Origin of the sequence: Pseudomonas monteilii NBRC 103158 = DSM 14164, from assembly GCF_000730605.1 — a bacterium.
Classification (GTDB): domain Bacteria; phylum Pseudomonadota; class Gammaproteobacteria; order Pseudomonadales; family Pseudomonadaceae; genus Aquipseudomonas; species Aquipseudomonas monteilii.
Window position 1 is genome coordinate 81,839 of the sequence record NZ_BBIS01000043.1, and the last position, 13,690, is coordinate 95,528.

The 13,690-nt window shown below is 63.2% G+C and carries 11 protein-coding genes; 5 read left to right on the forward strand and 6 right to left on the reverse strand.

Annotated features, from left to right (window positions below):
• Positions 1 to 172: 172 nt before the first annotated feature.
• Positions 173 to 1,543, forward strand: coding sequence for a DNA recombination protein RmuC (locus tag PM2_RS21810; RefSeq protein WP_161775514.1), 1,371 nt, complete (start codon positions 173 to 175; stop codon positions 1,541 to 1,543).
• On the opposite strand, the gene PM2_RS21815 is transcribed toward PM2_RS21810, so the two are convergent.
• Positions 1,515 to 4,988 (reverse strand): PAS domain-containing hybrid sensor histidine kinase/response regulator, encoded by a 3,474-nt coding sequence (locus tag PM2_RS21815; RefSeq protein WP_016715490.1) that lies wholly within the window; start codon positions 4,986 to 4,988, stop codon positions 1,515 to 1,517. The two genes, PM2_RS21810 and PM2_RS21815, sit on opposite strands and share 29 nt — an antisense overlap.
• 125 nt (positions 4,989 to 5,113) lie before the next feature.
• A complete protein-coding gene (locus PM2_RS21820; RefSeq protein WP_016715491.1) occupies positions 5,114 to 6,289 on the reverse strand; it encodes an MFS transporter in 1,176 nt (391 codons plus the stop codon).
• Between the two features lie 154 nt (positions 6,290 to 6,443).
• On the opposite strand from PM2_RS21820, the gene PM2_RS21825 reads away from it, so the two are divergent.
• From PM2_RS21825 to PM2_RS21840, 4 genes are all read left to right on the forward strand, one after another.
• A complete protein-coding gene (locus PM2_RS21825; protein ID WP_028698690.1) occupies positions 6,444 to 7,175 on the forward strand; it encodes a GntR family transcriptional regulator in 732 nt (243 codons plus the stop codon).
• A 97-nt stretch (positions 7,176 to 7,272) separates the two neighbouring features.
• Complete coding sequence (locus PM2_RS21830; protein WP_016715493.1) at positions 7,273 to 8,547, forward strand: MFS transporter; 1,275 nt, start codon at positions 7,273 to 7,275, stop codon at positions 8,545 to 8,547.
• Positions 8,548 to 8,571: 24 nt separating this feature from the next.
• Positions 8,572 to 9,405, forward strand: a complete 834-nt coding sequence (locus PM2_RS21835; RefSeq protein ID WP_016715494.1) for an amidohydrolase family protein — start codon at positions 8,572 to 8,574, stop codon at positions 9,403 to 9,405.
• A gap of 131 nt (positions 9,406 to 9,536) precedes the next feature.
• Complete coding sequence (locus tag PM2_RS21840) at positions 9,537 to 11,414, forward strand: 1-acyl-sn-glycerol-3-phosphate acyltransferase (protein ID WP_016715495.1); 1,878 nt, start codon at positions 9,537 to 9,539, stop codon at positions 11,412 to 11,414.
• A gap of 10 nt (positions 11,415 to 11,424) precedes the next feature.
• Here the strand turns inward: PM2_RS21840 and sugE are convergent, their stop codons facing one another.
• From sugE to PM2_RS31395, 4 genes are all read right to left on the reverse strand, one after another.
• Positions 11,425 to 11,742 (reverse strand): quaternary ammonium compound efflux SMR transporter SugE, encoded by a 318-nt coding sequence (gene sugE / locus PM2_RS21845; RefSeq protein WP_012270979.1) that lies wholly within the window; start codon positions 11,740 to 11,742, stop codon positions 11,425 to 11,427.
• Positions 11,743 to 11,884: 142 nt separating this feature from the next.
• A complete protein-coding gene (locus PM2_RS21850; RefSeq protein WP_016715496.1) occupies positions 11,885 to 12,346 on the reverse strand; it encodes a hypothetical protein in 462 nt (153 codons plus the stop codon).
• 209 nt (positions 12,347 to 12,555) lie between these two features.
• Positions 12,556 to 13,476 (reverse strand): recombination-associated protein RdgC, encoded by a 921-nt coding sequence (gene rdgC / locus PM2_RS21855; RefSeq protein ID WP_016715497.1) that lies wholly within the window; start codon positions 13,474 to 13,476, stop codon positions 12,556 to 12,558.
• A 15-nt stretch (positions 13,477 to 13,491) separates the two neighbouring features.
• Positions 13,492 to 13,690: hypothetical protein (locus PM2_RS31395; RefSeq protein ID WP_217998275.1), on the reverse strand; the 199-nt coding region annotated here is incomplete at its 5' end.

Sequence of the window (13,690 nt, forward strand, 5' to 3'; positions counted from 1 at the left end):
ACACGCCCGCCGGGCTGATAAGCTGCGCATCAATCATCCAGGATCGTTCGGGGTAAGCATGACAGTGGATCTGGCCAGCATTCTGCTGGGCTTGGTGGCAGGCGCGTTACCCTGCCTGGGGTGGGTCATGCAGGTGCAGCGCCGCCAGGGCGCGCGACAAGGTGAGCAGGCGTTGCTTGAAGAACGCCTCAATGCCGCCCAGCTGGCCCAGGCTGGCCTGCAAGCGCAGTTGGAGGCCAGCCGCGATGAAGTCAGCGACCTCAGCGAAGCCAACACCGTCAAACAGACTCAGTTGGCCGCCCAGGGCCGTGAGCTGGAACTGCTGCAAGTCGACCGCGACAATGCCCGCGATGCCGCCCACGCCTGGAGCCTGGAGCGCGCCAGCCGGGAGGCTGAACTGCGCCGCCTGGAGGCCCAGACCGCACGCCTGGAGGCCGAGCTGCGCGAGCAGCAGGAAAGCCATCAGCAACGCCTCGAAGACCTGCATGAAGCTCGCGATGCCCTGCGCGCCCAGTTCGCCGACATGGCCACCAAGATCTTCGACGAGCGCGAGCAGCGCTTCGCCCAGACCAGCCAGCAGCATCTGGGCCAGTTGCTCGACCCGCTCAAGGAGCGTATTCATGCCTTCGAAAAGCGCGTGGAAGAAAGCTACCAGCAAGAGGCCCGCGAACGCTTTTCGCTAGGCAAGGAACTGGAGCGCCTGCAGCAGCTCAACCTGCGCTTGTCGGACGAGGCCACCAACCTCACTCAGGCCTTGAAGGGCCAGAAAACCCAAGGCAACTGGGGTGAGCTGATTCTTGAGAGGGTGCTGGAGCATGCGGGCCTGGAAAAGGGCCGCGAGTACCAGACCCAGGTCAGCCTGAAAAGTGCCGACGGCGAGCGTTTCCAGCCCGATGTGCTGATCATGCTGCCCGGCGACAAGCAGGTGGTGGTGGACGCCAAAGTCAGCCTCACGGCGTACCAGCAGTTCGTCGCCGGCAACGACGAGGCCGCGCTCAAGCAGCACGTGCAGTCATTGCGCAGCCACGTCAAAGGCCTGTCGAGCAAGGATTACAATCGCCTCGAAGGCCTGCACAGCCTGGATTTCGTGCTGCTGTTCGTGCCTATCGAGGCGGCCTTCTCGGCAGCCTTGCAGGCTGAGCCCAACCTGTTCCAGGAAGCCTTCGACCGGCAGATCGTGATTGTCAGCCCCACCACCTTGCTGGCGACCCTGCGGGTGATCGACAGCCTGTGGAAACAGGAGCGTCAAGGCCAGAACGCCCGCGAAATTGCCGAGCGCGCCGGTTGGCTGTACGACAAGTTCGTGCTGTTCATCCAAGACCTGGACGAGCTGGGCAGCCGCCTGCAGCAGGTGGACAAGGCCTATGCCGCAGCCCGCAACAAATTGTGCGAAGGGCGCGGCAACCTGGTCAGCCGCAGCGAACAGCTGAAACTGCTGGGCGCCCGTGCCAGCAAGAGCCTGCCGGCAGACTTGCTGGAACGGGCGCTGTCCGACGAGGTGCCGGATGCAGCGGTTACTGAACCAGGCTCAGATGGCGGTTGAGCATGGCGCGCAGAGCCGCCGGCTTGACCGGCTTGGCCAGGTAGTCCAGGCCAGATGCATGCACCATGGCGATGGTTTCCTTGCTGCCGTCGGCACTGATCACCACCCCTGGCACCGGTTCACCCAGGCGCGCGCGTAGCCAGCCCATCAGCCCGATGCCGGTTTCGCCGTCATCCAGGTGGTAGTCCACCAATGCCAGGTGCGGGCGCATGCCCTTGGCCAGCAGGGCCTCACATTCGGCCTGGTTACGCGCGGTCCATACCTGGCAACCCCATCGGCTGAGCAGGCTGTTCATGCCGATCAGGATGCTGTCTTCGTTGTCCACGCACAGCACCTGCAGCCCGGCCAGCGGTTGGCCACCCTGTTCCACCGGGGCGCTCGGCGCCGGTGCGGGCTGGCGAGCAATCGGCACGCAGACCCGGAACACCGTGCCTTTGCCCGGCCATGAGCGTACTTCCAGCGGGTGCCCCAGCACCCGGCACAGGCCGTCGGCAATTGCCAGGCCCAGGCCCAGGCCTTTTTCGGCGCGGGTCTGGTGGCTGTCCAGGCGTTTGAACTCCTGGAAGATCACCTGCAGCTTGTCGTCGGCAATGCCCGGCCCCCGGTCCCACACTTCCAGCCACAGGCGTTCGCCCTGGCGGCGAGCACCCAGCAGGATCGGGCTCTTGCCATAACGCAGGGCATTGGTGAGGAAGTTCTGCAGTACCCGCCGCAGCAGCTTCATGTCGCTGTCCACCCGCAGGCGGCTGCCACGCAAGCGGAACTCCAGGCCTTTCTCGGCCGCCAGTACCTTGAATTCTGCCCCCAGGGTGTCGAACAGTTCGTTGAGGGCAAAGGGCTTGGCGTCTGGGGTGATCTTGCCGTTTTCCAGGCGCGAGATGTCCAGCAGGTCGCTGATCAGCTCTTCGGCCGAGCGCAGCGAGCTGTCCATGTGCTGCACCAGCTGCTGGGCCTCTTCGTTCATGCCCTCGGCCTGCTGTGACAAGGCGGCGGAGAACAGCCGGGCGGCGTTCAGCGGCTGCATCAAGTCATGGCTGACCGCAGCCAGGAAGCGGGTCTTGGACTGGCTCACCGCTTCGGCATGGCTCTTGGCTTCCGACAGTGCCTGATTGAGCTGCGACAGCTCTTGGGTGCGCTCTGCCACCCGTTGTTCCAGGCCTTCGTTGGCGTCGCGCAGGGCCTGCTCGGCCTCGCGGAACGGGGTGATGTCGGTGAAGCTCATGACGAAGCCGCCGCCTGGCATCGGGTTGCCGATCAGCTCGATCACCCGGCCATTGGGGAACAGCCGTTCGGAGGAGTGCGCACGGCCCTGGCGCATCCAGTGCAGGCGCCGCGCCACATGCACCTGCGCTTCGCCCGGGCCGCACAGACCGCGCTCGGCGTTGTAGCGGATGATGTCGGCAATGGGCCGGCCCACGCTGATCAGGCCGTCGGGGTAGTTGAACAGCTCCAGGTAGCGCCGGTTCCAGGCCACCAGGTGCAGGTTCTGGTCGACCACGCTGATGCCCTGGTTGATGTTCTCGATGGCGCCTTGCAGCAGGGCGCGGTTGAACTGCAGCACTTCGCTGGCTTCGTCGGCGATGCGCACCACATCTTCCAGCTGCATGTCGCGGCCTTCGATGGCGGCTTTGACCACGGCGCGGGTCGACGAGGTGCCCAGTACCCCGGCCAGCAGGCGTTCAGTGTGCTCGATCCAGTCGCCGTCGGCGTTCTGGTTGGGGTTGAAGCCCTTGCCCTGGCGGTAGGCGAAGCGGATGAAACTCTGACGTGCACGCTCTTCACCCACAAAGCGCGAGGCGAGGGTCAGCAGGTCGTCGATCTGTACCGCCAGCAGCGGCTTGCTGCTGGGCCGCGCGGTTTGCTGGCCAATGAAGCGGCCGGCCTGCCAGTGCTCGGACACCCGCGTGCGCGAAAGCACCGAGACCCAGGCAAACAGGGTGAAGTTGCCCGCCAGTGACAACACCACGCCCTGGGTCAGCGGGCTGATAGGCAGGCCCAGCGGGTTGCCGTGCAGCCACGCCAGCCCCGGGAACAGTTGCAGTGACCAGCCAAGGCTGTGCGCGGTGATCGGCAGCACCAGGGTGTAGAACCACAGGAAGATACCCGCGGCAAGGCCGGCGAACACGCCGCGCCGGTTGGCCTGCTTCCAGTACAGCGCGCCAAGCATGGCCGGGGTGAGCTGGGTCACGGCGGCGAAGGCGATCTGGCCGATGGTCGCAAGGCTCGCGGTGGACCCCAGCAAGCGGTAGCTGACGTAGGCCAGCAACAGGATCACCACGATGGTTACCCGGCGCACCGAGAGCATCCAGTGGCGGAACGCCTCGAACGGCCGCTCGGTGTTGTTGCGGCGCAGCAGCCAGGGCAGCAGCATGTCGTTGGACACCATGGTCGACAGTGCCACGGCTTCGACGATGACCATGCCGGTGGCCGCCGAAGCACCGCCAATGAACGCCAGCAGGGCCAGGCTCGGGTGCGCCTCGGCCAGCGGCAGGCTGATCACGAACGAGTCGGAAATCACCGTGCCTGGCAGCAACATCTGCCCGGCCAAGGCAATCGGCACCACGAACAGCGCGGCCAGTGCCAGGTACATCGGGAACACCCAGCGCGCCAGGCGCATGTCCTGGGGTTCGATGTTCTCTACCACGGTGACATGGAACTGCCGAGGTAGGCAGATGATCGCCATCATCGCCACGGCGGTTTGCACCACCATTGATGGCCAGTTGATGGTCTCCTGCCAATAGTCCTGCAAGTGGATCGACTGGCGAGCCTGGCTGAACAGGTCGTCGAAGCCGTCATACAGGTTGAAGACGATGAAGATGCCCACCGCGAGGAAGGCCAGCAGCTTAATGAGCGATTCGAAGGCAATTGCCAGCACCATGCCGCGGTGGTGTTCGGTCACATCCAGGCTGCGTGTACCGAACACAATGGCGAACAGTGCCAGCACCAGCGACACCACCAATGCGGTGTCCTGCACGCGGGTGCCGGTGGCATCGGCGTTGGCGCCGATCAGCAGGTTCACGCCCAGCACGATGCCTTTGAGCTGCAAGGCGATGTACGGCAGCACACCGACCAGGCAGATCAGCGCCACCACGACCGCGAGCGTCTGTGACTTGCCGTAGCGGGCGGCGATGAAGTCGGCGATCGAGGTGATGTTCTGCTGCTTGCTGATCAGCACCATCTTTTGCAGCACCCAGGGCGCGAAGATCAGCAGCAGCACCGGGCCGAGGTAGATCGGCAGGAACGCCCAGAGCTGTTCGGCGGCCTGGCCGACTGCACCGAAGAAGGTCCAGCTGGTGCAATACACGGCCAGCGACAGGCTGTACACCCAGGCACGCAGTTTCGGCGGCAACGGCGTGCTGCGGCGGTCGCCATAGAAGGCGATGGCGAACATGACGGCCATATAGGCCAGGGCGACCACGGCGATCAGCCCGCTGGACAACGACATGAAGACTCCGAAGCAAAAAAGATAACGCGGTCCCGATCAATCAGTCTGGCACGCAGGTGCCGCTTCGTCAGCGCAGACGATGGTTGTAGGCGTGAGCTTGCTCGCGATTGACCTGAAACAACACATCAATTTTTTCGGGTACCCAACCCGTAAAACACCCCCGCCAGTATCACCGACAATACCAACAGGTAGAAGATCGCCCCCGGCCACAGGTGGACCAGGGCAAACCCCACCATCACCGGCCCCAGTGCCGCCCCCAGGTTGGACAGGTTCTGTGCGCCGTAATACACCCCGCGCAAGTGCTCCGGCGCAATCAGGTCGATGAACATGTACTCGGCGGGGATCACGATGATTTCGCCCAGGGTGAACACCAGCATTGCCAGGCACCAGGCCAGCACCGAACCTGCCGATGCAAAGCCCAGCAGCCCGGCGATGAACAGGGCCATGCCGGCCAGCAACCAGGGCATCAGGCGCTGGCGGCTGATACGCCGGCCAATCAGGTACTGCAAGGCAATCACCGTTACGGCGTTGGTGGTCACCAGATAGCCCACCAGGCGCGCCGCTTCGGTCGGGCTGCTGGTGACGACCAGGTACTGCGACAGGTAGGCCGTGAACTGGCCAAACACCACCGCACTCAACACCCCGCCCAACGTGAAACACACCAGCCGGCGGTCACGCGCCAGCCCCAGCGCCACTTGGCCGAAACCGGCCGCAGGCTTGTCTGCACTTGCCTGCAGGCTGCGGTCGCCCAGGCGCCAGTAGGCCAGGCACATGGCCAGGCCAAGCAGGGCAGAGGCGATGAATGGCATGTGGTCGTTCAGTTCCAGCATGGCCACACCCAGTAAAGGGCCGGCGGCGTAACCAACGTTGCTCAGGGTGTACTTGATGGCGAACACTTCGGCCCGTTCCTCTACCGGCAGCAGGGCGCAGAAGCCGGCCTTGGCGGCGATGTCGACCACCGCAAGGGCCAGGTTGATCAGAACCAGGCACAGGAAAAACAACAACGCTGAACGGCTGGCGACCGCGCCGACAAAGGCCAGGGCGAACAACAGGGTGCTCGCGCTGACCAGGGTGTGGTTGCGCAAGGTGTCGACCAAGTGGCCGCCATACAGGCTCAGCAACGAGGCGATGATCAGCGCACCACCGATCAGCAAGCCGATCTGGCTGATCGGCAGCTGGAAGTTGTCGGCCAGGTACACCACCAGGTAGGGCAGGGTGAGGGCACGGGCGACGGTGAGGGTGAAGGTGGTCAACAGCAACAGGCGCACGGTGTGCGGGTAGCGTTTGATGGCGGCGAGCATTGCCACGTCCTTGTTGTTCTGGTTTTCCCGGCCACAAGCATAAGCCAGGCACAGTGTCTGGCGACAGGCGGAGGATTGACAGCCCGCCACCCGCGGGGGAATACTCTCGCAAAATTCATATATATGTTTAGATAACAAGACGAGAGCGAGACCCATGCACCCATTGACCGGTGATGCTCGACTACCCCGCTACCAACAATTGCGCGACCACATGGTCGAGCAAATTGCCAATAACCGCTGGCGCCCGGGCGAGGCGATCCCGACCGAAGCGGCCCTGGCCACCGAATTCGACATGTCGGTCGGCACCGTGCGCAAGGCCGTCGATGTGCTGGTCGCCGAAGGCGTGCTGGAACGCCAGCAGGGTCGCGGCACCTTCATCCGCCGCCCGCAGTTCCAGTCTTCGCTGTTCCGCTTCTTCCGTTTCGAGGCTGCCAATGGCGAGCGTGTGGTGCCAGAAAGCCGCATCCTTTCCATCGAGCCGCTCGCAGCGCCATCGGCGGTGGCCGAGGCCTTGGGCCTGGCGGTGGGTGCCGAAGTGATCCGTATCATTCGTACCCGTCTGCTGGGTGCCCAGCCCGTCTTGGCCGAAGAAATCTGGCTGCCGCGCCAGACCTTCCAGCCATTGCTGGACGTGGAGTTGAACAGCAAGGGGCCGCTGCTGTACCCGATCTATGAAGCACTGTGCGGCCAGGTGGTCGCCTACGCCGAAGAGACCCTGACCGCCGAAGCGGTCGACGCAGTGCATGGCCGCTTGCTGCAACTGCCGGCCGACAGCCCGGTGGTGGTGATCGAGCGTCTGGCCCGTGACTACGCCGGCAAGCCCCTGGAATGGCGCCGCTCGCGCGGCCATGCGCAGCACTTCCGCTACCGCATCGATATCCGCTAAGCCGGCCGCTTCACCCGTTTTACCTGTTTGCGCCGTGCTGCCACGGCGCAGTGGCTTCGCCTGCCCGTAACACACACGACCAAGAAGGATAACAATCATGTTCAGCTGGTATCGCCAGATCACCTCACGGGAACGCAAGACGTTCTGGGCCTGCTTCGGCGGTTGGTCGCTCGATGCGCTGGAAGTGCAGATGTTCGGCCTGGCCATCCCCGCGCTGATCGCTGCCTTCTCCCTGACCAAGGGCGATGCCGGCCTGATCAGCGGCCTGACCCTGGTGACCTCGGCGATCGGCGGCTGGCTGGGTGGCACCTTGTCCGACCGCTACGGCCGCGTGCGTACCTTGCAATGGATGATTCTCTGGTTCTCCTTCTTCACCTTCCTTTCGGCGTTCGTCACCGGCTTCTACCCGCTGCTGTTCGTCAAGGCCATGCAAGGCTTCGGCATTGGCGGTGAATGGGCGGCTGGCGCGGTGCTGATGGCCGAAACCATCAACCCGAAATACCGTGGCAAGGTCATGGGCACGGTGCAAAGCGCCTGGGCCGTGGGTTGGGGCCTGGCGGTGGCGCTGTTCACGCTGATCTACTCGCTGGTGCCGCAGGAATTCGCCTGGCGGGTGATGTTCTTCGTCGGCCTTTTGCCAGCGCTGCTGATCATCTGGGTACGCCGCAACGTGCCAGAGCCGGACAGCTTCCAGCGCCTGCAAAAAGAAAAGGCCATCCCCGCCAGCTTCCTGCAATCGATGGCTGGCATCTTCCGCCCGGAACTGCTGCGCGTGACCCTGCTCGGCGGTTTGCTCGGCCTGGGTGCCCACGGTGGCTACCACGCAGTCATGACCTGGCTGCCGACCTTCCTCAAGACCGAACGCAACCTCTCGGTGCTGAACTCGGGCGGCTATCTGGCGGTGATCATCCTGGCGTTCTGGTGCGGTTGCGTGGTCAGCGGCCTGTTGATCGACCGCATCGGTCGGCGCAAGAACATTTTGCTGTTCGCCCTGTGCTGTGTGCTGACCGTACAGGCTTATGTGTTCTTCCCGCTGACCAACACGCAAATGCTGTTCCTCGGCTTCCCCTTGGGCTTTTTCGCCGCCGGCATCCCGGCCAGCCTGGGCGCGTTCTTCAACGAACTGTACCCGGCCGATGTGCGCGGTGCCGGGGTGGGCTTCTGCTACAACTTCGGCCGTGTGTTATCAGCGGTGTTTCCGTTCCTGGTCGGCCACATGAGTGAGTCGATGTCGCTGGGCAGTGCCATCGGCATCGACGCCGGCATTGCCTATGGCGTGGCGGTGATCGCCGCCCTCTGCCTGCCGGAAACCCGTGGTCGCAACCTTGAATCTGCACCTGCGCCGGAAATGGCTGGCGCTGCCACCAAGTAACTTCACCTTGTTTGTATGAGAACCATGCCCGACGCTCCTGCTTTACACCTGACCGCCATCGACACCCACGCCCACGTATTCAGCCGCGGGCTGAACCTGGCCAGCGAGCGGCGTTACGCGCCCAGCTACGATGCGCCGCTGGGCGACTACCTAGGCCAACTGCTGGCCCATGGTTTCAGCCATGGCGTGCTGGTTCAGCCCAGTTTCCTGGGCACCGAAAACCGCTACCTGCTCAGCGCCCTGCAAACGGTGCCGGGGCAGTTGCGCGGGGTGGTGATGCTGGAGCAGGACGTCGAACGTGAGACGCTGGACGAGATGGCCCGGCTAGGCGTGAGGGGCGTGCGCCTGAACCTCATGGGCCAGGCGTTGCCCGACCTCACCGGTGCCCAGTGGCGGCCCTTGCTTGAACGCATTGGCGAGCAGGGCTGGCACCTGGAGCTGCATCGCCACGTGGCGGACATTCCGGCACTGGTGCGGGCGCTTGAGCCTTATGGGCTGGACATCGTGGTCGATCATTTCGGCCGGCCTGATGCCCGCCGTGGCCTGGGCCAACCGGGTTTTGCCGAGTTACTGACCCTGGGTGGGCGGGGCAAGGTATGGGTGAAGGTATCGGGTATTTATCGGTTGGAAGGCTCGCCGGAACAGAACCTCGCCTTCGCCCGGCAGGCGCTGTGTGCGCTGGAAGCGCATTACGGCGCCGAGCGGCTGATGTGGGGCAGTGACTGGCCACATACCCAGCATGAGTCGGCGGTGGGTTTCAGTACGGCTTTGGAACAGTTTGAGGCCTTGGGGTGTTCGGCGGAGTTGCGTCGGGCGCTGTTGGTGGATACAGCGCGAGCGTTGTTCGGCTTCGAATGATGGGCTGTTTCTGAGGCGACCTGGTCATTGTGGGCGTGAAGGTGCTTGCCAGTGCACGCAATTCCCATGCAGATTTGTGGCCTGACGCGCCCGGCGCGCCTCCAATTGAAAAGCCCTCAGGACCAAGGACGATGAGTCACTCCTCGCAATTCACCTTGCTCGGCAAGCGGCGCTTCCTGCCGTTTTTCATCACTCAGTCACTGGGTGCATTCAACGACAACCTGTTCAAGCAGTCGCTGATCCTGGCGATCCTGTTCAAGCTCAGCCTGGGCGACGGTGACCGTTCGATCTGGGTCAACCTGTGCGCCTTGCTGTTCATCCTGCCGTTCTTCCTGTTCTCGGCACTGGGTGGGCAGTTTGGTGAAAAATTCGCCAAGGACGCGTTGATCCGTGCGATCAAGCTGGCCGAGATCGTGATCATGGCGATCGGTGCGCTGGGCTTTATCACCAACCACCTGACGCTGATGCTGGTGGCCCTGTTTGGCATGGGCACTCACTCGGCGCTGTTCGGCCCGGTGAAGTACTCGATTCTGCCGCAGGCCCTGCGCGAAGAAGAGTTGGTCGGCGGCAACGGGCTGGTGGAAACCGGCACCTTTCTGGCCATTCTCGCCGGCACTATCGGCGCCGGGGTGATGATGTCGGCCGACAGCTACGCCACGGTGGTGGCGGGTGGCGTGGTCGGCACCGCAGTGCTCGGTTACCTGGCCAGCCGCTGGATCCCGCGGGCCGCTGCCGCTTCGCCGAGCATGCCGCTGGACTGGAACATCTTCAAGCAGTCGTGGGCGATCCTGCGCATGGGCCTGGGCCAGCCGCCGGCCGTGTCGCGCTCGATCGTCGGCAACTCGTGGTTCTGGTTCGTCGGGGCCATCTACCTTACGCAGATTCCGGCCTACGCCAAGGACTGGCTGCACGGTGACGGCACGGTGGTCACCCTGGTGCTGACACTGTTCTCGGTGGGCATTGCCCTGGGCTCGCTGCTGTGTGAGCGGCTGAGCGGGCGCAAAGTGGAAATCGGCCTGGTGCCGTTCGGCTCGTTCGGCCTGACCCTGTTCGGCCTGCTGTGGTGGTGGCATTCCGGCGATGTGCCGGCTGCAGCGGTCCCGCACGACTGGCTGACGCTGCTGGGCATGGGGCAGGCCTGGTGGATCCTGCTGTCGATCGTTGGCCTGGGCGTGTTCGGCGGCTTCTACATCGTGCCGCTGTATGCCTTGATCCAGGCCCGCACGGCCGAGGACCAGCGCGCGCGGGTGATCGCGGCCAACAACATCCTCAATGCATTGTTCATGGTGGTGTCGGCGGTGCTCACCATCATCCTGCTGGGGCTGGCGGGCTTCACCATCCCGCAGCTGTTCCTGGTGGTGTCGCTGCTCAACATCGCGGTCAACGCCTATATCTTCAGGATCGTGCCCGAGTTCACCATGCGTTTCCTGATCTGGCTGCTCAGCCATTCGATGTACCGCGTGCAGCATCGCGACCTGGAGCGCATTCCCGATGAGGGGGCGGCGTTGCTGGTGTGCAACCACGTGTCGTTCGTCGATGCGCTGCTGTTGGGCGGGGCGATCCGCCGGCCGATCCGCTTTGTCATGTACTACAAGATCTACAACCTGCCGGTGCTCAACTTCGTGTTCCGCACCGCTGGTGCCATCCCGATTGCCGGGCGTAACGAAGACCTGGCCACCTATGAACGGGCCTTCGCGCGCATTGCCGAGTACCTGGCCGACGGCGAGCTGGTGTGCATCTTCCCGGAAGGCAAGCTGACCGGCGATGGTGAGATCGATGTGTTCAAGGGCGGCGTCAACCGCATCCTGGAAGAAACGCCGGTGCCAGTGATTCCGCTGGCCTTGCAGGGGCTGTGGGGTAGCTTCTTCAGCCGCGACCCGGCCAAGGGCTTTTTCAAGCGCCTCTGGTCGCGGGTGACCATCGTGGCCGGCGCCGCCATCCCGGTGGAGGCAGCGCAGCCAGAAACCTTGCGCGAGCAGGTCAGCCGCTTGCGCGGCAACCTGCGTTAGCGGAGGAGGGTTAGCTGGCGCTGACTTTGAGGCCGACCAGGCCGCAGACGATCAGCGCCACGCTGACCAGCCGTACCAGGGCCATGGATTCGCCGAACAGGATGATGCCGGCGATCACCGTGCCGACGGCACCCACGCCGGTCCAGATGGCATAGGCGGTGCCAAGCGGCAGCTCTTTCATGGCCAGGCCCAGCAGGCCCAGGCTAATGACCATGGCGCCAACAGTAAGCACGGTGGGAATCGGCTTGCTGAAGCCGTCGGTGTATTTCAGGCCAACGGCCCAGCCGACCTCGAACAGGCCGGCGAAGAACAGGATGATCCAGGACATAGGTGTGTCTCCATCGTTTGAATGATGGGGCCGTCCCCGGAATGGTCACGCGGTGCGTCGTGAGGTCGTCCTCACAGTGGACGCCATGGTGCCCAACCGTTCCCCGCGAGGCAAGTTCCCGTTAAGCGTAAGTGCTAGCCGATCAGAATCGGTACACGCCCACTTTATGGATATGCACAACAAAGTTGCTACCGGCACCTTTGGCGGCCTTGCACTGGCTGTTGTTTGCTGTCCACACCCGACCACCCTTGGTTGACACTGTTATAGCCGCTTCAGGTGTAGAGCGCGGTACCAGAACTTCCCCGTCTTGCCTAAGGATTCGCCAAGGGCGGCTCGATCCGGAGTAAAGTCCCAACCGGCCATCATCGTTCAGACTCAGGACACGATCAGACTTGCTCCCGCCGTTGGTAAACTCTTTGATGATATAGATGTCGCCATCATCCTCTTGATAGCAACCGAACCATAATGTCACCGGCAGCACCTGCGCATCCATGATGCGTAACCAGCCACTGTCGTCGATGCGTATGGGGCGTCTTTTCCCATCCTCTTCCAGGTAAATATCGCCAGTGAAAGTTTTCGAGGTGTCTAACCTGGAATCATCCATTGCAATCTCCATGATTCAGTGCGGTTTATGCGGCAGGCAAGGGCGCCCGCCACTGCACACCGAACGTATCTGCACGGCAGAACGATACGCAGACAGAAGTTTTTCCTGGAATGCTCAAGTTGTCGGAAGGTCAGGCAACCTCCGTATGCCGAAAGGCCGGTGCGGGCAGAAACATGCCATTCAGGCCAGCACCGGCATTTCAAGACACATCAGACCCCTTGCGGAATTTCCTCCCCACCCAGCGCCTCGAACAGCACCGGCAGGAACTCGGCAAAGGTCATCATCATCAGCTGGAAGCTGGCATCGAACTGCTGCGCCGCCTCATCACCACCATCCTGCTCGGCCTGCTCCTGCAGCAGCTCTTCGAACTTCAGGCGCTTGATCACCATCTTGTCGTCCAGGATGAACGACAGCTTGTCCTGCCAGGCCAGGGCCAGCTGGGTCACCACTTTGCCGGTGCTCAGGTGCAGCTGGATCTCCTCGCCGGTCAGGTCCTGGCGTTTGCAGCGCACGATACCGCCGTCTTCGGCGGTGTCGCGCAGTTCGCACTCGTCCAGCACATAGAAGCCTTCGGCGGCCTGCTGCGACTTGACCCAGTCGGTCATGGTGGCAACCGGTGCAATTTTTACCGTTGCCGGGCGTACCGGCAGTGAGCCCATTACTTCACGCAGGGTCGACAGCAGGTCTTCGGCACGCTTGGCGCTGGCCGAGTTCACCAGGATGACGCCCTGGCGCGGGGCAATGGCAGCGAAGATCATCGAACGGCGGATGAACGCGCGCGGCAGGAAGGCCTGGATGATCTCGTCCTTGATCTGGTCGCGCTCCTTTTTATAGACCTTGCGCATCTGCTCGGTCTCGATCTCTTCGACCTTTTCCTTGACCGCGTCGTTGACCACGCTGCTCGGCAGGATGCGTTCTTCCTTGCGCGCGGCAATCAGCAGGTACTCGCCGCTGACATGCACCAGGGGAGCGTCTTCGCCTTTGCCGAACGGCGCGACGAAACCATAGGTGGTCAGCTCCTGGCTGGCGCAGGGGCGGGCCGGCTTGCTGGCCAGGGCGGCTTCCAGCGCTTCAGGCTCGAACGGGACTTCCTGGGTCAGGCGGTAGGTCAGCAGGTTCTTGAACCACATGAGGGGCAACTCTCCTTAATGCATAAGGCGGGCATTATTCTCCGTGTGGTGATCTGAGACCAGCCCTGTCACAGGGCCAGCAGCGGCTTCTGCCTCAAAGAAACACCCGGCAACGCTAGGTCTTTGAAAGGCATGAAGTTTTTTTTGGGAAAAGTTTAAAAAGTGCTTGCCAGGGTGCAGGGCCGTCCGTAGAATGCGCGCCACACCGAGACGA

Coding starts and splice junctions, on each gene's coding strand:
- PM2_RS21815 (WP_016715490.1), bottom strand. CDS start 4,988: ATGTCGTTGTCCAGCGGGCTGATCGCCGTGGTCGCCCTGGCCTATATG.
- PM2_RS21820 (WP_016715491.1), bottom strand. CDS start 6,289: ATGCTCGCCGCCATCAAACGCTACCCGCACACCGTGCGCCTGTTGCTG.
- PM2_RS21825 (WP_028698690.1), top strand. CDS start 6,444: ATGCACCCATTGACCGGTGATGCTCGACTACCCCGCTACCAACAATTG.
- PM2_RS21830 (WP_016715493.1), top strand. CDS start 7,273: ATGTTCAGCTGGTATCGCCAGATCACCTCACGGGAACGCAAGACGTTC.
- PM2_RS21835 (WP_016715494.1), top strand. CDS start 8,572: ATGCCCGACGCTCCTGCTTTACACCTGACCGCCATCGACACCCACGCC.
- PM2_RS21840 (WP_016715495.1), top strand. CDS start 9,537: ATGAGTCACTCCTCGCAATTCACCTTGCTCGGCAAGCGGCGCTTCCTG.
- sugE (WP_012270979.1), bottom strand. CDS start 11,742: ATGTCCTGGATCATCCTGTTCTTCGCCGGCCTGTTCGAGGTCGGCTGG.
- PM2_RS21850 (WP_016715496.1), bottom strand. CDS start 12,346: ATGGATGATTCCAGGTTAGACACCTCGAAAACTTTCACTGGCGATATT.
- rdgC (WP_016715497.1), bottom strand. CDS start 13,476: ATGTGGTTCAAGAACCTGCTGACCTACCGCCTGACCCAGGAAGTCCCG.